Genomic DNA, 24,494 nt, shown 5'->3' on the forward strand with positions numbered 1-24,494 from the left:
GCGGAGCTCCTCGAAGAAAGTACAGGCCGGCGGCAAGCGCCACCGCAGACGCGCCCAGATAGCTCGCCAGAGGATAAGTGCGCGGCATGCCATGGAAAAGCAAAACAACCAAAAACGAATAGAGATACATCACAGAGACAAAGAGCAACAAGGTTCCAATGATGCGGATGGCAATACCGAAGCATTCTCTTGGTGTCATTGGATTCCCCGGGTGTTTGGATGAAAACGCTTGATTCAAACGGCAAACGTTACGCGCATCCGAGGATGCAAGTAGTCCAATGCAATTTTATGCATCCTTAGCCCATGACCCGCCAAAAATGCAGCAATTGCATTGGTGATTTCGATAATTTCCGCCAAGCCGACTCAAGGGCCGGAGATAGTTAAATGAAATAATTAGCCCCGGTCCCTTTTCGCGCTTGGGAGCAACGGAAGGCAGTACCAGCGGCTCAAGCCCGAACCGTAGAAAACACGCTCCAGCGACGAAGTAAAGGGGCACGAACGCTGCAGCTGCGAGGGAAAGCGTGCGGATCCTCATAGTTGGTTTGGTCGGATGTTGACCGCCTATTTGATACGTCCGTTGATCGCCAAAAGACGTGCAACAACGGCCTCACCTATTTCTCGAAATTGCTGATCTGACAGCTCCATGTGGTCCAGATGACCATTGTTGTAGCTAGTGTGGGTATAGAAGACCTTGTGCCGCCACGCTCGTTCGCGCCCTGAAAGATCATCCGCGACAACGTCATCGAAGATAAGTAGAGAACTGCCGTCGCCCACGTCGCGAAGACAGATGACTACGCCCTCCTTTGCGCGAAGATTGCTATCTGTTTCATGTGCCATATGCGTTTTCCCCCTGCATCTGACGCTTGCCCCAGTTCGTAAATATCGGAATGACAAATCCAGTTTGTAGGCTGGGGTGCAAACCCCAGCGTTACCATGCTCCTATATGTCGCAATGCTGGGGTTTGCACCCCAGCCTACACCGCTCAACGCAATCCCATCACTACGGGCTCCGGTTCCAGTCGCACCCCGAAACGCACATGCACGCCTTCGATCACCCGCTGCGCAAATGCCCAAAGCTCCCGCCCGCTGGCCTTGCCGTGATTGACCAGCACCAAAGCATGCCGGTTGGAAATACCTGCATCACCTTCGCGCATGCCTTTGAAGCCGGCGGTTTCGATCAGCCATGCAGCGGAAAGCTTCCAGCGACCATCTTTGCCGGGCCAGGCGACGAGTTCGGGGTGTTCGCGTTTCAGCGCTTCGCCTTGTGCGGCGGCGACGATGGGGTTCTTGAAGAAGCTGCCGGCGTTGCCGATCACGGCGGGGTCGGGCAGTTTGCGGGTGCGTAGATGCACCACCGCTTCGGCGACGTGGAATGGCGCCGGGTTGCTTACGCCCATGCGCTCCAGTTCTTCGCGGATGCCGGCGTAGTCAGTGCGCAGGGCGTGTTGGCGGGGCAGGGCAAAGCGCACAGCAGTGACGATGAAACGATCGGGTTGATGCTTGAACAGCGAGTCGCGATAACCGAATGCGCAGGCGACACGATCCAGCGTGACCACGCGGCGCTCGATGCGGTCCCACGCCTCCACGCTTTCGATGAATTCAGCGACCTCTGTGCCGTAGGCGCCGATGTTCTGGATCGGTGCGGCGCCGACGGTGCCGGGAATGAGGATCAGGTTTTCCAGGCCGGCGAACCCCTGGCCCAGCGTCCAGCGCACGAAGTCGTCCCAGCGTTCGCCGGCGGCGACGGCGATATGCGCGACGTCGCCATCCTGTTCCACATGCACGCCGCGCGTTTCCATCGCCAGCACGGTGCCGTCGATGTCGCCGGCAAGCAGGATGTTGCTGCCTTCGCCGAGCACCATCAGCCGGCCGGCGCGCAAGGCGGGAAAATCCAGCAGTTCCGGCAGCTTCGAGGCGTCGCGCACTTCGGCCAGCAGCTTGGCGCGCGCATCGACGCGCAGCGTATTGCGCTTCAACAGCGGCGCGTTTTCGATCAGCGTGTAGCCGCCCATGTCGACGCGTTCAACGGCCATCGCGATGATCCTGCTGGCGGCGGATTTCGTTGACGCATTCGGCGATCAGTTCGGGGCCGCGATAGATCAGTCCGGAATAGATCTGCACCAGTCTGGCGCCGGCGTCGAGCTTTTCCATCGCGTGGTCGCCTTCAAGAATGCCGCCCACGCCGATGATGCCGATGCGATCGCCCAGGCGCTGGTGCATGCCGCGCACCACGTCCGTTGCGCGCATGTGCAGTGGCCGGCCGGACAGCCCGCCGGCTTCGTTGCCGCGCGGATCGCTGGCGACGGACGAGTGATCGATGGTGGTGTTGGTGCAGATGACGCCGTCCACATTTGCAGCAAGCAACACTTCCGCAATGCTGTCCAGTTCGGCGTCGGTGAGGTCAGGAGCGATTTTCAGCAGCATCGGCCTGCGCTTGCCTTGCTGCGAACCGAGCCGCTCCTGCGCCTCGCGCAGCGTATCGATAAAGCGACGCAGCGTGGCTTCTTCCTGCAGGTCACGCAGACCCTTGGTGTTCGGTGAGGAGATGTTCACCGTGATGTAGCTGGCATGCGCGTAGACGCGTTCCAGGCAGAACAGGTAATCATCCACGGCTTTTTCGTTGGGCGTGTCCTTGTTCTTGCCGATGTTGATGCCCAGCACGCCGCGATAGCTGGAGGCCTGCACGTTGCGCACCAGTGCATCGACGCCGGCGTTGTTGAAGCCCATGCGATTGATGATGGCCTCATGCTGCGGCAATCGGAACAGGCGCGGGCGATCATTGCCCAGTTGCGGACGCGGCGTCACCGTGCCGACTTCGATAAAACCGAAGCCCAGTGCACCGAGTGCATCGAGATGTTCCGCGTTCTTGTCCAGTCCCGCGGCCAGGCCAACCGGATTTGGAAAGTTGAGCCCGAATGCTTCGACCGGCAGATCCTGCGGCGGCTCGGATACGAAACGCATCAGTTCGCTGCGCCAGGCGACGTCCAGGCCATACAGGGTAAGGCCGTGCGCCTTTTCGGCATCCATTTTGAACAGCAGAGGGCGCAACCAGTGGTACATCAAAGGACTTCTCCAACGAAGACGCGCGTGTCGTAGTCGAAGCTTACCCGACCCCCCACTGCGCAGGCATCGAACAGCTTGTGCAGCGCTTCGATCATCGGCTCGTGCCTGGGATCGCCGGCCCGCGGCGCGTAAGAGGACGACATCAGCCGTCCGCGCAACGCGTCGAAATCCAGCAACTGGCGATGATCGAAACTGGCCGTGCCGCGCCAGCCTTCGCCGAACCACGCGCGCATGCGCGGTTCGTCGGCATAGCGCTCGGCGACGCTGGTGTAGTCGGTGCCATAGGTCTGCAACAAGGCCTCGTAGCCTTCCAGGAAGGGCGTGCCGACAAGGCGGCGCGAGTTCCAATAGATGGCCGCCAATCCACCCGGACGAAGAATGCGATGGAATTCCTGTCGTGCTTTTTCCGGATCGAACCAGTGGAACGCTTGCGCCACGGAAACAAGATCGATGCTGTCATCAGCCAGCGTGGTGGCACCGGCTTGGCCGTCCACGGCGCAGAATTTTGGATCGCTGCCCAACCATTCCATCGCCGCGCCACGCATCGCAGCGTTCGGTTCCACGGCGATCACGCTATGGCCGGCATCGAGAAACATCTTGCTGGAGATGCCGGTGCCCGCGCCGATATCGGCGACGCGCCAGTCGGGCGTCACGCCGTGCGCGTTGCGCAGCCAATCGATCATGGCGGTCGGATACGTGGGGCGATAACGGACGTAATCGGCCACGCGGTCGCTGAAACGCTCGGTGCTTTGCAGAGTATTCATGGCTGTTACCTGCTCAGTTGCTGTCCGCCGTCGACACAGAGAATCTGCCCCGTGATCCAGTTGGCCCAGGGCGAGGCCAGGAACATTGCGGCATGCGCCACTTCCTCCGGCGTGCCGTAGCGGCCGAAGGGAATCTTCGACAGCACGGTGGCGTAGCGTGCAGGATCATCATGCTTGACGTGATCCCATAGGCCGCCTTCGAATTCGATGGAACCGGGCGCGATGGCATTGACGCGAATGCGTTGCGCGGCGAGTGCTAAAGCCTGGGACGTGGTGTAGTGGCTGAGCGCTGCCTTTATGGCGCCGTAGGAAGGCATGGCGGGACGCGGATGCAGCGCGGCGATCGAGCTGGTGTGCAGGATGCTGGCATGCGGCGAGTCGGAAAGATAAGGCAACGCGGCACGCGAGGCGCGCACGGCGGCCATCATGTCCACGTTGAAGACAGCGGCCCAGTCTTCTTCGCTATCGGAGAAACCGTAGCCGCTGGCGTTGTTGACCAGCACGTCGATGCCGCCGAGTGCTCGTGCTGCAGCGTCGATATAAGTGCTGATGGCTGCGGCGTCGCCCAGGTCGCACGATTGTGCGTGGGTCGGTACGCCATGTCTGGCGATGGCGTCGGCGGTTTCATCCAATGCGGCTTGCCCGCGCGCGCAGATCGAAACCGCCGCGCCGGATGCCGCGAAGGCCAGCGCCATGCTGCGGCCGATGCCTTTGCTGCCGCCGGCGATGACGATGCGGTAGTTGTGAAAGTTGAAGGGAGATGAGGTCATGACGTGCCTCTTCGTTTTTGGTAAGGACGGGCATCTATATGTTGAGCCGGTGCCCCATCTTGCCTCACCGTCATTCCGGCGAAAGCCGGAATCCAGCCCAAATACACGTCCGAAGGACACATTATTGGTTTTGAGTGCTTCGCACGACGTATTAAAACTGGATTCCGGCTTTCGCCGGAATGACGGTGAGGGGAACGACCATTGCGCTAGGTTGGCCTTCACCTCAGCCCTCTCCCCTATCTTTGACCACGCACGGGGGAGAGGGTGATAGCGTCTTACAAATCGAACTTGATGCCCTGCGCCAACGGCAGCGCATCCGAATAGTTGATCGTGTTCGTTTGCCGGCGCATATACGCCTTCCATGCATCCGAACCGGATTCACGGCCGCCGCCGGTTTCCTTCTCACCGCCGAACGCACCACCGATCTCCGCACCCGAGGTACCGATATTGACGTTGGCGATACCGCAATCGGAACCCGCGGCCGACAGGTACTGCTCGGCGACCTTCAGATTCTGCGTGAAGATGGATGAGGACAAGCCTTGCGGCACGCTGTTCTGCAGCTCGATCGCCTCATCCACCGTCTTGAACGACATCACGTACAGGATCGGCGCGAAGGTTTCCGTCTGCACCACGTCATCACTGTTCTTCAGACCGGTGACGATGGTGGGCAGCACGAAGTTGCCTTTGCGGTCGGTGAGCGCCGCGCCGCCAGTGCGCACGTTGCCCCCGCTGGCCTTGGCCTTTTCGACGGCGGCGAGGTACGCGCTGACCGCTTCCTTGCTGTTGAGCGGGCCCATCAGCGTGGTGGCGAGCGTAGGGTCACCGATCTTGCCTTCGACCTGCTTGTACGCGGCGACCAGCTTGTCGGTCACCTCGTTGATGATCGACTCATGCACGAACAGGCGGCGCGTGGTGGTGCAGCGCTGGCCGGCGGTGCCGACGGCGCCGAACACGATGGCGGGAATGGCCAGCTTCAGGTCCGCGCTTTCGTCCACGATGATCGCGTTGTTGCCGCCCAGTTCCAGCAGCGAACGGCCCATGCGCTTGGCCACGCGCTCGCCCACATGGCGGCCGACCTTGGTGGAACCGGTGAAGCTGATCAGCGCAATGCGGTGATCGTCGACAAACGCCTGCGACAGATCGGTGCCGGCATCGTTGAATAGGAAGAACAGATCCGGAAAGCCGCCGGCCTTCAGCGCTTCATTGCAGATCTTCATGGTGGCGATGGCCGACAGCGGCGTCTTCGGCGAGGGCTTCCAGATGCAGATGTCGCCGCAGATCGCCGCCAGCATCGCGTTCCACGCCCACACCGCCACGGGAAAGTTGAACGCGCTGATGATGCCGACGATGCCGAGCGGATGGTATTGCTCGTACATGCGATGGCCGGGGCGTTCCGAATGCATGGTGTAGCCGTAGAGCATGCGGCTTTGGCCAACGGCGAAATCGGCGATGTCGATCATCTCCTGTACTTCGCCGTCGCCCTCGGGCTTGATCTTGCCCATCTCAAGCGCCACCAGCGAGCCTAGCGCATCCTTGTGCTTGCGCAGTGCTTCACCGCACAGGCGCACCGCTTCGCCGCGGCGCGGGGCAGGGGTAGTGCGCCACGCCTTGAACGCTTCCTGCGCGCGCTTGACGATGGTCTCGTAGTCGGCGGCACTGGAGGCGTACACCGTGCCGATCACCTCGTTGGTGGCCGGGTTCAGCGGCTGCAGCGTGCCGGCGCTGGTGGTCTTGGACCACTCGCTGTTGCCGAGATACGTACCCGACTGCTCGCCGGCAAGGCCGAGCGCCTTGAGGATTTCATGGGACATGCTTAGGCTCCATAAGACGTGGCGTCTGCGCGCCTGGAATAGGAAAACATCTATTCTAACAGGCGCACCCCGCGGCGGCCCGGCGGGCGGCGCCCGGCTTGCTCGCCGCGGCTGCACATCCCCTATACTTCGCTCCCGCGCAGGCGCGTTTCCGCCATGCGCAAGGCCCTTTCGCCCCCGTAGCTCAGTTGGATAGAGCGTCCCCCTCCTAAGGGGAAGGTCGTACGTTCGAATCGTATCGGGGGCACCATTTTCGAATGCCGCAGCCGGCGGTGATTGCGCAATGCATCAAAGCACCGGCACGTCAGCTCGCCGCAAGGCCCGTCATCCAAAGTTATGCGCCCGCTGAACCGAAGGGGTTCGCGTGAAGTAGCGCCGTCAACGGGCCCTAAGCGTGCTCGTTTATGGCGCTTGCGGGGTGCGGGGAACGCGGTGGAGCAGGGTGCTGCAGGAGACACCATCGAGCTTGAATAACCAGATGATCCCACTCGACGCAGCCATGCCGCTGCCGTGCATCACGGCAAGCGGTCGATCAAAGACGTTCGCCAACTGTCAAGGGAATCACATGAACGCAAAGTCGAAGTTCGTCATTGTCGGTCTGGTCATCGGTGCAGCGATGGCTTCTGGCACCGTGTTTGCGCAAACCGACGTGCCCAACCATCCACGTGTCAACGAAGTGAACAATCGCCTGGAAAACCAGCAGGATCGCATCCAGAGCGGTTTGAAGAACGGCACCATGACGCAGCAGCAGGCCGCGCGCGATGAAACGCACGATGCCAATATCGCCCGCCGCGAATCGGTGGATGAGGCCAAACACAACGGTCACCTGACCAAGCAGGAACAGCGCAACCTCAATCGCGCGGAGAATCACAACAGCAAGCACATCTATAAGCAGAAGCATTGATTGCGAGTTCAGCGTCAAGACCTCCCGTGCTTGCGGGAGGTTTTTTTGCGGGTGTGCGAGAAACCATCGTAGGCTGGGTATATCCCTTCACGATGTTTTTGGCGGTGCACCTGTCGACTCGCGCAACTGCAGCGAATACGGCACCTGCACCAGCAACCCCTCGCCACGGCCGCGCAGCAATTCCATCAACTGCAAGGTTGCCAGCTTGCCCATTTCGCGCGCAGGCTGGCGCACCGTGGTGAGCGGTGGCCATAGCTGGCTGGCCAGCGGCGTGTCGTCGAAGCCGCATACGGACAAGTCGCGGGGCACCTTCAAACCACGTTCGTTGGCGGCCCACATCACGCCCGCGGCCATGTCGTCGTTGGCGGCGAAGATGGCGGTGGGCGGTTCGGGCAGATCGAACAGCTTGCGTGCGGCCACCACGCCGGAGCCAAACAGGAATTCGCCTTCCACCACGTAGTCCGGATCGTAGGGGATGCCCGCGGCCGACAGCGCCGCCTTGTAGCCGGCCGCGCGCCAGCGGCTGGCGCCGTGGGTGGCGATGCCCAGTACGTGCGCAATGCGTCGATGCCCAAGCTCGATCAAGTGGGTGACCAGCGCTTTGGCCGCGTGTTCGTCGTCCATGCACACGCCGATGACGTGCTGGCGATTCACCGGCGAGACGCTGGCATACGGCACCTCGCGTTCCTTCAGGCGGCGCAGCAGGGGCGGATGATCGGTGAGCGGCGGCGTAATCACCACGCCGTCGACATGGTGGTCGGAAATCAGCGCATCGACGCGGCGGATGAAATCGGGCCCGCGCATGCGCAGCGGACAGGCCATCATGCTATAGCGGTTTTCATTGCAGGCGTCGAGCACGCCGTCCTGGATTTCGGCCAGATAGGTCGAAGCCGGGTTGTCGTTGTTGTCGTACAGCATTGCGACGAGGAACGACTTGCTGCCGGCCAGGCCGCGCGCCGAGGGGCTCGGCCGATAGTTCATCGACTCCATGGCGGCCAGCACGCGCTGGCGGGTGGAGTCCTTGACGTAGGCTTCCTCGTTGAGGACACGCGACACCGTCTTGGGCGATACACCCGCCGCGCGCGCGACATCTTCCAGGCGTACCCGCATGCATGCTCCTCAGCCTCACCGTGTTACGCGGTGACTATGCCGTCTGGGCCTGCTTTTTTACAAGCGTTGTGACAGGCGAGGCCTCTCGCTACATGGAAAGAAGGCGCCTCCTTGCGGAGGCGCCATACCGAGCAGGCGGGAGTATTTCCTGCTCAGAACCAAACTCCCACTTCCACGCCGTACGTACGCGGCGGCAAGTATTGGGAGACATAGACGAAGTTGCCATTGGGGTCCACGAAGCGGCCGGCGTTGGTGCGCACCTTGCCGTTGCTGAGGTTCTGCACGTACGCGTTGATGTACCAGCGATCTTGCGGCTCGGTGTAGCGCAGCGAGAAATCGCTCCGCAAATACGCTTTCTGCTGGTCGCCGGCACCCAGGTTGAACGGGCTCAACCACTGCATCGTCTGGTATTGCGCACTGACGCGTGGCGTCAGGCGGCTGCCATCGGGCAGGTGGAAGTCGTGTTCGTAGATCGCCGTCAACGATGCGTCGGGCGCGTGCGGCAACGTGTGCCCGGTGATGTTCATGCAGCTTTGCAGGTTGGATGCCGGCGGGCAGGCCGGCAGGCCGGCGTAATCGTTGCTGCCAGCGTAGATCAGCGTGCCCAGCGTTTTCTTCGGAATGACCGAAAGCACCAGGTTGGCGCGGTCATCGTGATCCTGCAACGCCAGCTCGGACTCGAAGCCGGCCACCTTGGTGCTGCCGCCTACGTTCGAGAAACCCAGGCCGTGATTGCCGTTCGGATAGACGATCGGCGCCGAAAGCTGGAAGTTCTTGAAATCTTCGTAATACGCCGCGCTGTTCCAGGTCATGTGGCCGTCGAAGAAGGTGAACTTCGCGCCGACCTCGTAGTTGGTGAGGCTTTCGGGCTTGTACAGCGCGCCGCCGTCCTGGGTGCCGCCGGACTTGTAACCGGTCGACACGCTGGCGTACACCATCGCGTTCTTGCTGAAGAGATAATCGGCGCGACCCAGCCAGGTCACCTTGGTCTTGTGGTACCGCCCGTCATTGTACTGGCCGACGGTGAAACCCACGTCCGGCGGATTTGCGTTCGCTGCAATCGGCACCTGCGGCACGGTGGGGTCGTAGGCCCAGCCCCAGTTGATGCCGCCTTCGTTCTTCCTGGTGTCATCGGAGAAGCGCGCGCCGGCGGTCAGGTTGAAAGCGTCGGTAACGTGCCATACGGCCTGGCCGAAGATCGCTTCGGATTCCACCGTTTCCTTCGGCTGGATGAAGGAACCCTGCCAGCTCACGGTGCCTTGCTGGGTGCCGTTCATGATGGGGATGTCGAAGCGGATGTTGTTGTCTTCGGAGGCGTAGTACAGGCCGAGGATCCAATCGACCGTGTGCTGCCCGCTCGATTTCAAATCGAATTCGTGGCTGTAGCTGGAATAGTTGGAATAGTTGGTGCGGTCTTCCTGATACACGCCGCCGGTGGTGAAGCTGGTGGGCAGGATCGCGCCGTCATCCTGGTCGAAATTGGCCGAACCGGAAAAGCGGTTGTAGCCGGCGATGTAGGTAAAGGCGATATCCGGGTTGATCTGCCAATCCATGCGGCTGCGCACCGTCTTGGACGTGCGATGCAGGTACGGCGCCACATCGGTAAGCACCGACCAGAACGCCTGGCCCGGCCGCGGATTCTGCATCAGGTTCATGCTGGGCGTGCCGCGATCGAGGAAATACTCGTAAGAGAGGTTCCATTTGAACGAATCAGTAGGCTGCCACAGCGCGCTGATGCGCGCGGCCGTCTGGTTCTGCGCGCTGTACTTGTCGCCGCCGGTCACGTACAGGGCCTGGTTGATCGGCTGGAACGTCGCCGCGCTGCCGCCGCTGGCCAGATACGCCGCCTGCTGCTGCGCCACCGAGGGCAATTCGCTGCCCGGATTCTGGAAGTTCACATAGCCGTCGTGCTGCTCGTGCGCCACCGCCACGCGCAAGGCGAAGGTGCTGCTGATCGGCAGGTTCACCGCCGCCTTTTGGCCGGATTGGCTATAGCTGCCCAGCGACATCTGCGCGTTACCGTTGAAGCCGCCATTGGGATCGGGCTTGACGGTTTCGAAGTCGATCGCGCCGGCCGTGGAGTTGCGGCCCCACAGCGTGCCTTGCGGACCGCGCAGCACCTGCACGCTGTCGATGTCCATCAGCAGGCTGGTAGCCGATTCGGCGCGTGGTGAATAGACACCGTCGATGAACAGCGCCACTTCCGGATCGGCGTATTCGGTCTTGGCGCTGTCATTGCCGATGCCGCGCATGGTCAGCGTGGTCACGCCATGATCGCCTTCGGTCGTGCCTTGCAGGCCAGGGACCAGCTTGGTGATGTCCTGTACGGTCATCACGCGCTCCTTGTCGAGCGCATCGGCGGTGATGGCGGTCACCGCAACCGGGGTTTGCTGCAGTGGGGTTTCGCGCTTGGTGGCGCTGACCTGGATGGTGTCCAGGTTCTGCACTTTCTGCTTGGACGATCCATTGCCCTTGTCAGTGGTGGCCTGCGGCGTCGCGTCCTGTGCCAAGGCAAGGGCAGGGCTCGCGGCGAGCACGGCAGCGAGCGCAACGTACATGGCCGAACGATGAAGCGTCATTTCATTCCCCTCCAAAAAAATGAATTCGCGTTGTCGGGCGGACCGGCGTTTTCCTATGCCGGCTATCCGCAGATACGACAGGGCTGATACGCTATGACAGCGCTGTCATATGGCAATAATAGGCAGCTTTCGGTACAGAAGCTTGACGCATAGCAGCATGACGACCGCCCGGGGAGGGGCAAGCACATGGCACGTATGCAAAGCATCCTGGTGGTAGGCGGCGGGGCAGCAGGCTGGCTGGTGGCCTGTTACCTGGCCAAGCATTTGAACGCGGCGGCGCCCGGCAGCATCCGCGTGGAACTGGTGGAATCGCCCGGCATCGGCCTGCTGGGCGTGGGGGAAGCGACCTTTCCCTCGATTCGCGGCACCATGTCCGCCATCGGGCTGGACGAAGGGAAACTGCTGACGGACGCCAACGCCACCTTCAAGCAGGGCATTCGCTACGACCACTGGGTGCGGCCGCCTGGTAGCGAAGGGCCGTCCAGTTTTTTCCATCCCTTCAGCCTGCCCAGCCAGCGTCCAGGCAACCCGGAACTGCTGCCGTACTGGCTGCTTGGCGGCGCACCGCAAGGCATGCAACTGGCCGAAGCGGTCAGCATGCAATATCGCCTGGTTGCACAAGGCCATGGTCCCAAGCGCGTAAGCGATCCGGACTACCAGGGTCCGATGAATTACGCCTACCACTTCGACGCCGCGCGCGTGGCTGTCGTGCTGGCCGAACACGGACAGAAGCTCGGCGTGAAACGTCATGAAGCGACGGTGGAGCAGGTAAAGCTGGATGAACGCGGCAACATCGCGAGCCTGGTCACGCAGGAGCTGGGAGAGCTGAAAGCCGATCTCTACGTCGATTGCACCGGACTGCGCAGCCGTTTGATCAGTACGGCGATGAAGTCACCGTTCCGCAGCCGCACCGATGTGTTGTTCGTGGATCGCGCGGTGGCAATGCAGGTGCCTTATCCGCGTCCGGATACACCGATCGCCTGCTGCACCATAGCCACTGCGCAGGAATCGGGCTGGACCTGGGATATCGGCCTGCAGCAGCGCCGTGGCGTGGGGTATGTGTATTCGTCGCGCCATTCGGATGCGACGCGCGCGGAGGAGGTGATCCGGCGCCATCTCGGCTCGGCCGCCGATGGGCTGGAAGCCTTGCACATCAAGTTCGAAACCGGTTATCGGCCCGAACACTGGCGCGGCAACTGCGTGGGTATCGGCCTGGCTGGCGGGTTCGTCGAACCGCTGGAATCGACCGGCATCGCGCTGGTGGAACTGGGCACCTACTTGCTCACGCATCTGCTGCCGACCGAGCTGGACGACATGGACCGCGCCGCCAAGCACTTCAACGCGATGATCTGCGCGCGTTACGAGCGGGTGCTGGATTTCATCAAGATGCACTACTGCCTCACCCAGCGCACCGACACGAAGTTCTGGATCGACAACACCGATGCGGCGAGCATTCCGCAAACCTTGCGCGAACGCCTGGCCGCCTGGCGGCATCGCCCGCCGCACCGACTCGATTTCGTCACTGACCTGGAAATGTTCATGCCGTCGAGCTGGCAATACGTGCTTTACGGCATGGAATTCCGCACGGATCTGCAACCCATGCGCAGCAGCTATCCGCGCATGGAAGAAGCCCAGCGCGAGTTCGCGGCGATCCAGCAGGTGTCAGCGCGTGCCATGAATGATCTGCCGAAGCATCGCGAGCTGGTGGAGCAGATGTGCCGGGCGTATCAGCATCGCAGTGGCGCGGTGCCGTTAGCGGGGTAAGTGCTTTATGCGATCGACTCACTCCCCTGCGTGGATAGGGGGGTGAGGTGAGGCATCGCGATGCCTCACCGAATCAAGCGAGACCTCACGGCCCCGCACACTCCACGCTGCGGTCCGCATTCGCCGCCAGCGTCACCGACGCGATCGAGATGGTCGTACCTTGTACCGCGCGCAGCTCGAACGGCCGATCGATCCTGCTCATGTCCGCACCATGCTTCTGCAGGCATTTCAGCGGTATGCCAAGACGCGTCCAGTGACCTGGCTGCAACGACGCCAACGTGGCCTGCACCGGAACCTGCGCATGGCAGTTCGGACCGCAGGTCACGCCGACCGTCGCGTTGCCCGTACCCAGCTGATCAACACGCAGGGTGGCCACGATCTGCATGTCGCCGTTGGCCTGGCGCGAAAGATCCTGTGCGCCGCTGCCGGCGATCGCGACCTGCGCGGCATGCTGGCCCGTCCATGCAAACTGCCGCGCATCTTCCTGCACGTGATAGTCGACTGCCGTTACGCGCAGATCGCCTTGATCGCTGCTGGCCGGCGTGGCCGTGATCGGCTTGGTTTCGCCACCCGCGTCCGACAGCAGCAGTGAGTAACCCTTTGCCGGCTTGCCGCGCGCGAAGTACACGCCGCTCTGCGCGTTGTCCAGGGACATGCCGGGATTTTCCGAGAGCTGGGCCAGGTCACCGTTATCCGCATAACGCAGGCCGTAACCGTACGGGAACTGCGGATTCGGATCGGCCTGGTTCGTCTGCGCGGCGCTGCGCGGCCATGCATAGGAAAGCTTGCCGTGGAAATCGTATTGCACGCTGCCGTCGGGTTTGCGCAGCAGCACATCGGCAATGCCGCCGCCTTCTGAGCCGGGCAGCCAGGCAGCCACGAATGCATCGGACGCGTTGATCTCCGGATTGGTCCACAGCACGCGGCCGGAGAGGAACACTGCCACCACTGGAACGCCCTGCGCATGCAGGCGCTTGAGCAACTGCAGATCGCTATCGTCGCCGGGCTTGTAGGCAAGATTGGGAATGTCGCCCTGGAATTCGGCATAAGGGTCCTCGCCGAACACTACGATCGCAGCGTCGGGCTTCTGCGTAAACGAGCCGTCCGCCGAGAGCGTCGCGGTGCCGCCGGCTTTCGCCACTTGCTCGCGGATACCGCTCCAGATCGATTGCGCGTGCGGAAAGTCGGCATTGGTGGTGCCTGCGCCTTGCCAGGTGAGCGTCCAGCCGCCGCTCTGCTTGGGGATGTTGTCGGCGCCGTCGCCTGTCACCAGGATGTGCTTGCGCGGGTCCAGTGGCAGCACATGATGTTCGTTCTTCAGCAGCACCAAGGATTCGCGCACCGCCTGCCGTGCCAGCGCGCGATGGGCCGCATCGCCCAGAATATCCAGCTTGCCACGCAGCGGCTGCTTGGCACGGCCGTTCTTATCGAGCAAGCCGAACCGTACCTTTACGCGCAGGATGCGCGTGACGGCGTCATCGAGCCGTGCCATTGGAATGGTGCCGTTACGCACTTCCTGCAGCGTGTGTTCGTAGAGATTGCGCCAGCTGTCCGGCGCCATGAACATGTCCATGCCGGCGTTGATGGCGGCCGGGCAGTCGTCGTTGCTGCAGCCAGCGACTTGCCCGTGCGAATTCCAATCGCCGACGACGAAACCGTCGAAATGCATGCGATCTTTCAACACATCGGTGAGCAACCCCTTGTTGCCGCTCATCTTCACGCCGTTCCAGCTGGAGAACGAGGCCATCACGTTTTGCACGCCGGCATCGATGGCGGGAGGATAGCCGGCGCCATGGATATCGCGCAGGGTCGCTTCGCTGATCTGCGCATCGCCCTGGTCGACGCCGTTGTGCGTGCCGCCGTCGCCGAGGAAATGCTTGGCGCTGGCGATGACATGCGCGCCATCGAGAAATTGTGCCGTTCCTGGCTTACCTTGCAGGCCTTCTACAGCGGCCGTGGCGTATTCGGCCACTTGCTGCGGATTTGACGAAAAGCCTTCATAGCTGCGACCCCAGCGCACGTCCTGCGGCACCGCGAGCGTCGGCGCAAAGGCCCAGTTCCAGCCGATGGCGCGCACTTCCTCGGCGGTGGCCGCACCGATCTTGCGGATCAGCTCCGGGTCGTGCGTCGCGCCAAGCGCCACGTTGTGCGGAAAGATCGTAGCGCCGGTCACGTCGTTGTTGCCGTGCACGGCATCCAGGCCGAGTAGCAGTGGAATAACGGGTTTGCCGTTGGAAGCGTTCGCGTTGGCCCGATCATAGGCATCGGCTGTCGCCAGCCATTGCTGCCCATCGGCGAGGCGTCCGCCGCCGGGCTTGGAATTGCCGCCTGCCAGGATCGATCCGAGATGAAAGTTGCGCGCGTCTTCCGGCGTCGCGCTGCTGATATCGGCCTGGATGATCTGGCCGACTTTTTCTTCCAGCGTCATGGACGCCACCAGCGCGTGGATGTGCTGCTCGAGCTTGGCGTCGCGGGGAAAAGGCGGATGCGCCGTGGGCCAGGTTTCCGGGTGCACGGCCGTGCTGTTCGCCCCGCCCTGGGCCAGGGCGAGGCCGGGCAGGGCAGTGGCCAGCGCGGCGAAAACCAGGGCACCAAGGACAGGGTGGGACGAACAAACGCCTCGAACAGGTTGCATGCGTGTTCCTTGTCTACGGGCGCCAGCGGGCGGCCTCGGGGTGGATGTCGCGACGAATATTCTGGCGATATGACAGCGCTGTCAATTATCCGGACAGTGCCAGCGCGGGCGAAAAGGACAAGCCGCGGATGCGCAGGGAAGAGGGAATCGGCCCAGTAGCCAATAAAAAAGGTGGCGATCTTTCGACCGCCACCTTCATTTGTACAACTGGATTTTTAGCGAGCGTCGGATACCGAAACCACGCCTTCCTGTACTTCCACGCGATTGCCCGGATCGTGGTTCATGCGGGTGGTGCGCGTTACGCCATTGTAGACGTACTGCACGTCATAGCCGACGATGCGGTCGGACGTGTCGTTCACCGTCTTGCACTCGTGTTCGGTGGTGGAGGTCACCTGGCTCTGGTGATGGGCGTTCTCGATGCGGTTACCTGCGTAGCCGCCGGCTGCGGCACCGGCCACCGTGGCCAGGGTATTGCCCTTGCCATGACCCACCATGTGACCCAGCAGGCCGCCGGCCACCGCGCCAATCGCCGTACCGGCGATGTTGTGCTGGTCTTTCGGCGGCTCGGTGTGATTCACCACCACATCCTGGCAGACCTGATGGGGGTTGCTCACCGCGGAATGCACCGGCGTCACGCTGACTACCTGCGCATACTGCGGACCCGCGGCTTGCTGTTGCTGTTGCTGCTGCTGCGCCTCCAGGGCCGGATCGGCGTTGGCCTGGTGGCCGCAACCGGCCAGGCCGACAGCCGCAACCGTCATTGCCGCGCAAAGCGTCTTGACTACCAACTTGCTCATACTTGAATCCCCCAATCGGTCAGAAAAATCTAACATCACGTTCACCCGTGCATGCCACGGCTGTCATTGAATGGCGACACGGCTGAACGCTGCCTACATGATGCATGAGCCATCGCTAAATGATGCGCCGTAAGCGCAAAAAATTTTGCGAAGGGTGTTGCACGTCACGCACTTGTCATCGCCGCCATCCTGCCGCCTAACGCCAGCTGACGGTGGAATCTGCGTCGCACAGGGGAGAAGGAAACCTTCAGTAGTTATTAAGCGCCGCGAGCAGAGCATCCAAGCCGACACCAACGGAGGTGCGTCATGAGCAAGTGCGTCGCAGGCAGTCGAATGTTGATGGGTTTGGCAGTTGCCGCTGTGTTGGCTACGCCGCTGGCCGCATCGGCACACGATCACGATGGTTGGGGTCGCGGCGACTGGGATCGCGGCGGCTGGCATCATGATCGCGGCTGGCACGATCGTGACGACTGGCATGACCGTGGTTGGCATGATCGCGATGACTGGCACCACCGCGGCGGTTATTGGAGCGGCGGACGCTGGATCGCCGGCGCAGTAGTCGCCGGCGCCGTGGCGGGCCTGGTCGAGAATGCGGTAGCGCCGCAGCCGGCCTATTACGCACCGGCGCCGACAGTGGTGTATCGCCAACCAACGGTGGTCTATGAAAACGTGCCGCCGCCAGTCGTCACCACGCGCACCGTGGTCTATACCACGCGCTACTACGGCGATGACAACTGATCGAACGCGATGACCGTTCCCTGAAAAAAACCCGGCACAAGCCGGGTTTTTTTATGCGCGGCGGTGAGTCAAAACCTTTTTGGAAGCGTGCCCCGCAACACGCGCATCAGCAACGAAAACTTCACGTAATATCAATCACTTGTTCGATATTCACGAACTAGGTTATGGTCATACTTAAGTGACAACACGGCAGTTGCAGGCACGCACGGATAGCGACCACTTTTCGCGTACGTGCAAATGGGCACGCAGCGCAGGAACTATCCCCAGAGCTGCCGGGAAAAAGCGTGCGGGTTGTCATAGCGGATGAGCATGAAGTGGTGCGAATCGGTCTGCGCACCGTCTTGCAGCGTAGTGGCGAAGGCTATGAGCTGACCGGCGAAAGCGCCAGCGGCAGCGAGCTGCTGGAGCTGTTGGCCGATACGCCGTGCGACCTGGTCATCGTCGACTTCCAGATGCCGGAGGACACCGCCGCGCTGGCCGGCGTGATGCTGCTGCGCGAATTACGCCACCGTTTTCCAACATTGCGCATCGTAGTGCTGACCACCTCGCACAGCACGACGATCTGCCGCGCCATGTATCGGGAAGGCGTGGATGCGGTGGTCGAGAAGGCCTCCATGGTCGACGAGCTTCTCGTCGCACTGCGCACGGTTCGCGCTGGCAATACTTACGTCGGCAAGCCGCTGCGCGAGCAAGGCGTGGATATTTCGCGCGCAGCCAAGCCGCCATCATCGACGCGCGACAAGCGAACGCTGCCACTGTCGATGCGCGAGGCCGAGGTGATACGCCTGCTCGCGGAGGGCTTGAGCGTTTCGGAGGTCGCCCGCATCACGCATCGCAGCGTCAAGACTGTGAGCTGGCAAAAACACAGCGCCATGGCCAAGCTTGGCATCGGCAACGATCAACAACTGTTCGACTATGCCCGCACTCGCGGGCTGGTGTAGGTGTCGACGCCCTTACTGCTCGGCCATCTTCATTAATACGCGCGTCAGCTGGCTCACCGCCAGGCGCGTTTCGCCGGTGCGCGTGACCAGGTGATGGGCTTTCTTTCCAGTGAATTCGGGCCCGGCCAGGCGAACGAGCCTTCCTGTATCCAGCGCGGCCTTCACCAGGGGCCAGCGGCCGATCGCAACGCCGAGACCGGCTTCGGCGGTGGCGAGCACCAGGTCGTAATCATCGAAGCGTCGTTCGCCGTTGTGTGGACGATAGGCGACGCCGGCTTGCGTGCACCAGCTGCGCCAATGCTCGGTATCCGAATCGTGTAACAGCGTCTGAGCGAGCACGGCGTCGAGCGGCTGGTTGCGCAGAGTCTTGGCGATTTTGGGCGCCGCCACCGCGAACAGACGCTCCTTCATCAATAGCTGCGCGTCCGTACCCGGCCAGCGCCCGCCGCCGAAGCGGACGGCAAGGTCGGCGTCGCTGCTGTCCAGGCTGGCCATGCGATGCTCGGGCAGGATCTGCAGCATCAATCCGGGACACGCGCGCTGCAGTTCCGCAAGGCGCGGCATCAGCCACAGGCGTGCGAACGAAGGCAGCACGCTTAATCGCAGGCGGGAAGGCGTGGCGCGTGCGGCGCGCAGGTCGACGGCGACGTCGGCGATTTTGGCGAGCGCCGACTCGACCTGCCGCGAAAAATGCTCGCCGGCCGGCGTCAGGCGCACGCCGCGACCGTGGCGCACGAACACCGGGGTGCCCAGCCACGATTCCACCGCATGCACGCGCCGGCTCACCGAGCCGTGCGTGATGCCCAGATCCGCAGCAGCGGCCGAAAACGAACCCAGCCGCGCCGCCGCGAGCATCGCCGCCAGTGCTTCAAGGGGTGGAAGGGAGATCGAGCTGTGCATGGGACGCACATTTCGCTGTGCATCGGGCTTCTATGTCAAGCATGGCGCGAAGACTAGAGTCGCGCCGGTCGCATCAAGGAACCCGTTCCATGAACACACGCACCCCGAAAACGCGCCGCGATTTCCTCCGCACCACCCTGGCGATCGGCGCCGGCGGCTTGCTTGCGCCGCGGTTCGGCGCGCTGGCGGCGCAGTCATCGGCGGCGGCTGCGCCATCGCTGCGCGCGCAGAAGCTCACCTGGGCTGGCGTTCGGCTGCAGCTCGACAGCGGTTCGCTGTTTCTCGATCCTCTGATCAACAAGGATGTCTGGGGCGACGGGCTCAAGGATCCGATGATCCCGGTGGGGGGCGCGTCCGGCGATCGCTTCGTGCTGGTCACGCATCGGCATCCTGATCATTGCGATCCGGAGGCGATCCGTCAGGCGCTGGGGAGCGACGGCACGCTGGTGTATGCAGCGCAGACCGGCATCCCGAATGTGTCGGGCGTGAAGATGCGCGCGGCGGCGATGTACGAGCCGGTGCTGCTCGGCGATTTCACCGCCACCGCCGTGCCGGCCGTCGATGGTTATGGCGATCCGCAGGTTTCATGGATCGTCACCGCGGGCGGTCGCCGCATCATCCATTGCGGCGACACGCTATGGCATGGCGCGTGGTGGCACATCGGCCGCCAGTACGGTCCGTTCGATGCGGCGTTCTTGCCGATCAACGGCGCCAAGTTCAGCTGGCGCAAACCGGTCACCGACGTGCCGGCGGTGATGACGGCGGAACAGGCTGTCGCGGTGGCGGTCGTCGTGGGCGCGCGGCTGGTTGTGCCCATCCATTACGGAGTGGTCGGCGCGGAAGGCTACGCCGAGGACATTCATGCAGTGGACGAACTGCGCCATTTCGCTCGCCAGCGCCACGTCGACATCGAGATCCTCAAGCCCGGCGACTGGGTGGCATGGCGCGCGTGAAAGCGCCATCATGCACGCATGCAAGGGGTTCCACATCTGTTCGATCATCCGGCCGATACGGCCGAGTTCCGTTGTCCGGCTCATCGCGCTGGCGTCGAACTGTACCGCGCACACATCGTGCGTTATGCCTTCGATCCGCACGTGCATGACGGCTTTGGCCTGGGCGCGATCGAGTCGGGCGTGGAACGCTTTCGCTACCGCGGCGCCGATCACATCGCGCCGGCCGGTTCGCTGGTGCTGATGAATCCGGACGAGCTGCACACCGGCCGCGCCGAAACCGATGGTGGCTGGCGCTATCGCATGGTCTACATCGAGCAGGCGGCGGTGGATGCCATCACCGGCGAGTCCGGCTGGTGGTTCGGCGATGCAGTACAAAACGACGCGGCGAGCGCGCGGCGTATCACCGCGTTGCTCGATGCGCTGTGGCAGGCACGCGAACCGCTGGCGTTCGACAGCCTGCTGCTGCAACTGCTCGGCGAATTCCGCCGCCACGCCTGCGTGCCGCGCGCGGCGCGTGCCGAGGCGAGCGCGCGCTTCGCCCCGGTGATCGATTATTTGCATGCCCATCTGGCCGAGCGCATCACGTTGGACGAACTCGCCGCGGTGGCCGGGCTCAGCCCGTTCCATTTCTTGCGCACGTTCCAGGCAAGCCATCACGCCACGCCGCAGCAGATGCTGATGGCCTTCCGTTTGGCTGCGGCCAAGCGCCTGCTTGCCGCCGGCGAGGCGCCAGCACAGGCCGCCGCCGCGAGCGGTTTGACCGATCAGGCGCATCTCACCCGCGCCTTCGTGCGCCGCTACGGCGTGACGCCTGCACGTTATCAGCGCCGGTTGCTGCGATAGCAATCTCGTACAAGACCAGCGTTCCACATACGCCGATGCTTGGACCATGTGGATAGGAACGCTCTACGCACTTGTCGCCGGCCTGATGTGGGGCCTGGTTTTCGTTGGTCCGTTGCTGGTGCCAGAGTACCCGGCCGCGCTGCAGTCGGTCGGGCGCTACCTCGCCTTCGGCCTGATCGCGCTGCCGCTGGCCTGGTTGGATCGCAAAGCGCTGCGCCAGCTCAGCCGCGCGGACTGGCTGGAAGCGCTGAAGCTCGCCGCCGTCGGCAACCTGCTTTATTACCTGTGCCTGGTCAGTGCGATCCAGCACGCGGGTGCGCCGTTGCCGACCATGATCATCGGCACTTTGCCGGTGGTGATCGCAATCGCCGCCAACCTGCGCAACGCGCGGCGGGATGGGCGTTTGCCATGGGCTCACCTGGCACCGTCGTTGTTGCTGATCGTCGCTGGCATCGCCTGCGTGAACGAGGCCGAGTGGATCGCGCTGCGCGCGCAGGCGCATGCGGATCTGGCGCGCTACGCGATCGGCGCCTTGCTTGCGTGCTGCGCCGTCGTGTGCTGGACATGGTATCCGCTGCGCAATGCCGACTGGCTGCGTCACCATCCGGGTCGCAATCCGCGCACGTGGGCCACTGCGCAGGGTGTGGCCACCTTGCCGCTGGCGCTGATCGGCTATGCCTTGTTGTGGTTGTTCATGGGTATGAGCAACCGTCATTTCGCCATGCCGTTTGGTCCGCGTCCCTGGGTGTTCATCGCGCTGATGGCGGCGATCGGATTGTTCGCTTCGTGGCTGGGCACCACCTGCTGGAACGAAGCCAGCCAACGCGTGCCTACCGCCATCGCCGGGCAGTTGATCGTGTTCGAAACACTGGCGGCATTGAGTTATGCGTTTGCGTTGCGCGGGGCATGGCCGAATGCGCGGACCTTGCTCGGCATCGTATTGCTGATTGTGGGCGTGGCGTGGGCGGCCAAGATAAAGCCGGTGCCGTTGGAGTACGTGGAGGCGGAACACTTATAGATACGCGCCTGCAAGCGCCCGCACTTCATAAATTTCGCGTGTGCAGACTCCATCACCTTCTTTAACCGGATACGAACAACGCAACCGGTAGCCTGGACTTCCGCGACGAACATCGAGGAGCGTTGTTATGAACCCGCACGTTCTTGACCCGAACGCCGAGCAAGACCCCGAAATCCGCCGCGCCTCCGCTGAGCCTCTGGAAGGCTATGTGCTGGAACCATGGTCGGGTCTTTATGTGGAAACCGAGCTGGCATACAGAAACCGCCTGGCGGCCGCGGAGATCGAGGCCTGAGAACAGTCTCTTCCCATCTGCTGTCCGCCTCTTAGGACTTTCCGCACTGGCGATCGCATGCACGAGGCTTAGGATCAGCCTCGTCTCTCGTCAGGAGCATCACTCATGGATCGTCCGTTCAAGCGCGTAAAGAAGGCCGCCTGGCTCGGCGGCGTGTGTGCTGGCCTTGCTTACGCCATCGGCACGCCAACCTGGCTGATCCGGGCGTTGTGGCTGTTATTGTTTCTGGGCGCGGGCATTGGCGGCTTGATCTACCTGGTGTTGTGGATCGTGGTGCCACGATGGCCGGAGGAGCCGGTTGATTACGAGGCGATTACCGCCTGATCCTTTTCGTTTTCACTCAAGCATCGTCGCCCCGGCGAAAGCCGGGGCCTAGCGTCTTGCCGCGTTGCCCCAACTCAACGATAGACGAATCGGCCGAAAACCACCGGACGCAGTTCCTGCCTGCGCGCTTCGCCGCGTAAAGCGCCTTGTCGGCGGCGTCCAGCAATTTTTCCCGCTCGATCTTTTCGTGGTTGGCAGTAGTGGCCAGGCCGGCGCTGACCGTGACGACGCCGTGCGGACTGCGCCGACTCTGAATTTGCAGCGCCTCGACCGCCAACCGCAGTCGTTGCAGCACCCGTTCGGCGGCCGAATGATCTCGATTGGTGATCAACACGACGAACTCCTCACCGCCGTACCTGGCGACGGTCACGCCACCGTGCTGGCTGGCCTCTTTTTGCAAGGCATGCCCGACCGCGGCCAGGCAATCGTCACCCGCCAGATGGCCGTAGGTGTCGTTGAAGACCTTGAACATGTCGATATCGACCATCGCCACCGTCAGCGGCTGTGCCGATACGCTGAATCTTTCCCACTCCCGCTTGAAGATGCGGTGGAAACCGCGGCGATTCATCATTCGGGTCAAATCATCGCGGACCACCATTTGCTGCAGTCCGCGCTGCAGATGCTTGAGTTCGCCCTCCAGATGCAGGTGATGCCCGAGCATTACGGCAACGCGCACGGCATAGGAAGTAATGCCGAGGATGATGGCGCCTACGGCAACGGCCGTGTTGTGCCCGAATTGCGCGAAGGCGAGCAGGCACAAGGCCAGGCTCAGCACGAACGGGCTCACGCTGCCCACCACGATGCGCGTGATCCGGCTGGGATGGTACCAACGGAACCACACCGTCCGCCGCCGGCACAGCAGCATCCCGAGCATCACGAACGGCAAATCCAGGCACAGCTCCGGCACGTAAGATTCGCTGGATAGGATGAAGCGGTTATGGACGGCGGGAAAAAGCAGTTCCGCCCAGGAAAAAATCATCAGCACGAAATAGAACCGGCGCTCGTCCGCACGCTTGGTCGCCAGGAAGCGCAGGGTTGCGCAGGCCGACACAAAGACGGCCATGGCGTCGAACGTCCACATGACCAGCGTGGCGGTACTGGTGTCCGAGGTGCCCTGGCCGATGAGCCGATGCAAAAAAGCGTAGAACAGGCCGGCGATGGCGCAAGCCAGTATGCCGTCCAGGATGCTGGTCCACCGGCGCAGCGCGCCGATCGGGCTGTACACCGCCGCGATCGTCAGCAGCAGGCTGCTGAGGCAAAAGTAAAGCGTAGGATCAAACGCCACCAAGGTGCCTTGAGGGTTCGACAGGGCGTCGTCGAGCAACAGCCCGAACGCGGCCAACTGCATGACCAGCGCCAGCGTTAACAGCGCCCACAACGGATGATTGTGGACGACGCTGATCCGCAACCGTCGCCCGCTGAGGAAAAGCGTGAAGCACAGGATCGCCAGCACGCAGCCGTAGCTCCACGCCAGCACGTGCGCAGGCTCGGCGACGAGCACCACCAGATGGGCCAGCAGCAGCGGTACGTACACCTTTGGCGTCAAGCTTTGGATTTTCATTAGGCGCCGTACCGCCTTGTGGCCGCATTCACCGGTAGTGAAGCATTTACGGTGCCAACGGCCGCTGGACCGCGGGCTTTTGCGATCGGCGTCACATGCTTTGGCGTATCGGGGAAGCGCTTGCTCCCCTTTCCTCGAAAAACCTGCACGTTGGGCGTATGCAGAGAAGAATCTGCCTGCCGAAGACGGCATCTTGGTGCGTCCGCAGCTGATCAGCGGCCCCATGGGGACACAGAAGGTCACAAATGGCTCAACGTCGCCCGTCGAGCGGGAAGCGCCGTGGCATCCTTAAGTGGCGCTGGATCGGACCGATTGAAGCGCCCGCAGATTTTGTTCCAGTTCGGCGATGGTCAAGGGGAAATAGCCGTCTTCGCCTTCCGCCTTGAGCCAGCCGGCCGCGCGCTCACGACTCAAATGGATGTCCGCTTCTGCCAGCGCCGACATCACATCATCCACGGATACGTATCCGACGTCGCAGATCAATCGCCACAGCCAATTCATCTTCAAGGGATTGACGCCGCGATTGAGCGGGGGATGCTTGTAGCTCATCTGAGGATTCCTCCCAGGGCATGGCCGGGCAATAACCCACTTCGATGCTCGAAGCATGCAACAACGTGGCGCAAGCACGCCATTACCGTCGCCCCCGTTCCGGCGCGCGTCCATAGAAGTCCGAAAAAAAGCCCTGGAAGGCTTGACCCTCCAGGGCTTTTTTCAATCGACACTGGTGC

Annotated in this window: 23 protein-coding genes and 1 tRNA gene; 10 read left to right on the top strand and 14 right to left on the bottom strand. The window is 62.5% G+C overall.

What is annotated here, in order from left to right; all coding sequences use genetic code 11:
- The 7 genes from ACTHNE_RS20450 to amaB form a co-directional block, all read right to left on the bottom strand.
- Positions 1-238 (bottom strand): hypothetical protein (locus tag ACTHNE_RS20450; RefSeq protein ID WP_440270179.1); only part of this gene is annotated, 238 nt, incomplete at its 3' end.
- Between the two features lie 323 nt (positions 239-561).
- A complete protein-coding gene (locus ACTHNE_RS20455) occupies positions 562-837 on the bottom strand; it encodes a hypothetical protein (RefSeq protein WP_324944016.1) in 276 nt (91 codons plus the stop codon).
- A 145-nt stretch (positions 838-982) separates the two neighbouring features.
- Positions 983-2,011, bottom strand: coding sequence for a UDP-N-acetylmuramate dehydrogenase (murB, locus tag ACTHNE_RS20460; RefSeq protein ID WP_324944054.1), 1,029 nt, complete (start codon positions 2,009-2,011; stop codon positions 983-985).
- Positions 2,012-2,021: 10 nt separating this feature from the next.
- Entirely contained in the window at positions 2,022-3,059 is a 1,038-nt protein-coding gene (locus tag ACTHNE_RS20465) for a quinone-dependent dihydroorotate dehydrogenase (protein WP_440270180.1), read from the bottom strand.
- Positions 3,059-3,826 carry a class I SAM-dependent methyltransferase gene (locus ACTHNE_RS20470; RefSeq protein ID WP_440270181.1) on the bottom strand — a complete coding sequence of 256 codons (768 nt, stop codon included), beginning with the start codon at positions 3,824-3,826 and terminating at the stop codon, positions 3,059-3,061. Before ACTHNE_RS20470 ends, ACTHNE_RS20465 begins: the two co-directional genes overlap by 1 nt.
- A 5-nt stretch (positions 3,827-3,831) precedes the next feature.
- Positions 3,832-4,596 (bottom strand): SDR family NAD(P)-dependent oxidoreductase, encoded by a 765-nt coding sequence (locus ACTHNE_RS20475; protein WP_440270182.1) that lies wholly within the window; start codon positions 4,594-4,596, stop codon positions 3,832-3,834.
- A gap of 275 nt (positions 4,597-4,871) precedes the next feature.
- A complete protein-coding gene (amaB, locus tag ACTHNE_RS20480) occupies positions 4,872-6,407 on the bottom strand; it encodes an L-piperidine-6-carboxylate dehydrogenase (protein ID WP_324944876.1) in 1,536 nt (511 codons plus the stop codon).
- 173 nt (positions 6,408-6,580) lie between these two features.
- On the opposite strand from amaB, the gene ACTHNE_RS20485 reads away from it, so the two are divergent.
- Positions 6,581-6,657: transfer RNA gene (locus ACTHNE_RS20485), tRNA-Arg, on the top strand.
- Between the two features lie 315 nt (positions 6,658-6,972).
- Entirely contained in the window at positions 6,973-7,311 is a 339-nt protein-coding gene (locus ACTHNE_RS20490; RefSeq protein WP_324944874.1) for a hypothetical protein, read from the top strand.
- 87 nt (positions 7,312-7,398) lie between these two features.
- Here the strand turns inward: ACTHNE_RS20490 and ACTHNE_RS20495 are convergent, their stop codons facing one another.
- Together ACTHNE_RS20495 and ACTHNE_RS20500 are read right to left on the bottom strand one after the other, a co-directional pair.
- The gene (locus ACTHNE_RS20495) at positions 7,399-8,421 is read right to left on the bottom strand and encodes a LacI family DNA-binding transcriptional regulator (RefSeq protein ID WP_440270183.1); all 1,023 of its coding nucleotides are present in this window, start codon (positions 8,419-8,421) and stop codon (positions 7,399-7,401) included.
- 152 nt (positions 8,422-8,573) lie between these two features.
- Entirely contained in the window at positions 8,574-11,000 is a 2,427-nt protein-coding gene (locus tag ACTHNE_RS20500; protein WP_440270184.1) for a TonB-dependent receptor, read from the bottom strand.
- A gap of 186 nt (positions 11,001-11,186) precedes the next feature.
- On the opposite strand from ACTHNE_RS20500, the gene ACTHNE_RS20505 reads away from it, so the two are divergent.
- Entirely contained in the window at positions 11,187-12,764 is a 1,578-nt protein-coding gene (locus ACTHNE_RS20505) for a tryptophan halogenase family protein (RefSeq protein WP_440270185.1), read from the top strand.
- Positions 12,765-12,849: 85 nt separating this feature from the next.
- Here ACTHNE_RS20505 and ACTHNE_RS20510 read toward each other — a convergent pair whose 3' ends face one another.
- On the bottom strand, positions 12,850-15,399 hold the full coding sequence (locus ACTHNE_RS20510; protein WP_440270186.1) for a glycoside hydrolase family 3 protein: 2,550 nt from the start codon (positions 15,397-15,399) through the stop codon (positions 12,850-12,852).
- Positions 15,400-15,614: 215 nt separating this feature from the next.
- Positions 15,615-16,196, bottom strand: coding sequence for a glycine zipper 2TM domain-containing protein (locus ACTHNE_RS20515; protein WP_324940440.1), 582 nt, complete (start codon positions 16,194-16,196; stop codon positions 15,615-15,617).
- Between the two features lie 306 nt (positions 16,197-16,502).
- Here ACTHNE_RS20515 and ACTHNE_RS20520 point away from each other — a divergent pair, with 306 nt between their 5' ends.
- Both ACTHNE_RS20520 and ACTHNE_RS20525 read left to right on the top strand, forming a co-directional pair.
- Positions 16,503-16,934: a hypothetical protein gene (locus tag ACTHNE_RS20520; RefSeq protein WP_324940437.1), complete on the top strand. Its 432-nt coding sequence runs from the start codon at positions 16,503-16,505 to the stop codon at positions 16,932-16,934.
- Between the two features lie 284 nt (positions 16,935-17,218).
- Entirely contained in the window at positions 17,219-17,875 is a 657-nt protein-coding gene (locus tag ACTHNE_RS20525; RefSeq protein WP_324940434.1) for a response regulator transcription factor, read from the top strand.
- Positions 17,876-17,887: 12 nt separating this feature from the next.
- Here the strand turns inward: ACTHNE_RS20525 and ACTHNE_RS20530 are convergent, their stop codons facing one another.
- Positions 17,888-18,775, bottom strand: coding sequence for a LysR substrate-binding domain-containing protein (locus ACTHNE_RS20530; protein ID WP_324940431.1), 888 nt, complete (start codon positions 18,773-18,775; stop codon positions 17,888-17,890).
- Between the two features lie 89 nt (positions 18,776-18,864).
- Here ACTHNE_RS20530 and ACTHNE_RS20535 point away from each other — a divergent pair, with 89 nt between their 5' ends.
- The 5 genes from ACTHNE_RS20535 (at position 18,865) to ACTHNE_RS20555 (ending at position 22,205) form a co-directional block, all read left to right on the top strand.
- Positions 18,865-19,728 carry an MBL fold metallo-hydrolase gene (locus ACTHNE_RS20535; protein ID WP_440270187.1) on the top strand — a complete coding sequence of 288 codons (864 nt, stop codon included), beginning with the start codon at positions 18,865-18,867 and terminating at the stop codon, positions 19,726-19,728.
- Between the two features lie 18 nt (positions 19,729-19,746).
- Positions 19,747-20,571: an AraC family transcriptional regulator gene (locus tag ACTHNE_RS20540; RefSeq protein WP_324940425.1), complete on the top strand. Its 825-nt coding sequence runs from the start codon at positions 19,747-19,749 to the stop codon at positions 20,569-20,571.
- Positions 20,572-20,617: 46 nt separating this feature from the next.
- Entirely contained in the window at positions 20,618-21,589 is a 972-nt protein-coding gene (locus ACTHNE_RS20545; RefSeq protein WP_324940422.1) for a DMT family transporter, read from the top strand.
- Between the two features lie 127 nt (positions 21,590-21,716).
- Positions 21,717-21,881, top strand: a complete 165-nt coding sequence (locus tag ACTHNE_RS20550; protein WP_324940419.1) for a hypothetical protein — start codon at positions 21,717-21,719, stop codon at positions 21,879-21,881.
- Positions 21,882-21,986: 105 nt separating this feature from the next.
- Positions 21,987-22,205 (top strand): PspC domain-containing protein, encoded by a 219-nt coding sequence (locus ACTHNE_RS20555; RefSeq protein ID WP_324940416.1) that lies wholly within the window; start codon positions 21,987-21,989, stop codon positions 22,203-22,205.
- A 16-nt stretch (positions 22,206-22,221) separates the two neighbouring features.
- Here ACTHNE_RS20555 and ACTHNE_RS20560 read toward each other — a convergent pair whose 3' ends face one another.
- Positions 22,222-23,739 (bottom strand): GGDEF domain-containing protein, encoded by a 1,518-nt coding sequence (locus ACTHNE_RS20560; protein WP_440270188.1) that lies wholly within the window; start codon positions 23,737-23,739, stop codon positions 22,222-22,224.
- Between the two features lie 315 nt (positions 23,740-24,054).
- Positions 24,055-24,315, bottom strand: a complete 261-nt coding sequence (locus tag ACTHNE_RS20565; RefSeq protein WP_324940410.1) for a hypothetical protein — start codon at positions 24,313-24,315, stop codon at positions 24,055-24,057.
- Positions 24,316-24,494 lie beyond the last annotated feature (179 nt).

The organism is Dyella sp. (assembly GCF_051954575.1).
GTDB lineage: Bacteria > Pseudomonadota > Gammaproteobacteria > Xanthomonadales > Rhodanobacteraceae > Dyella_B.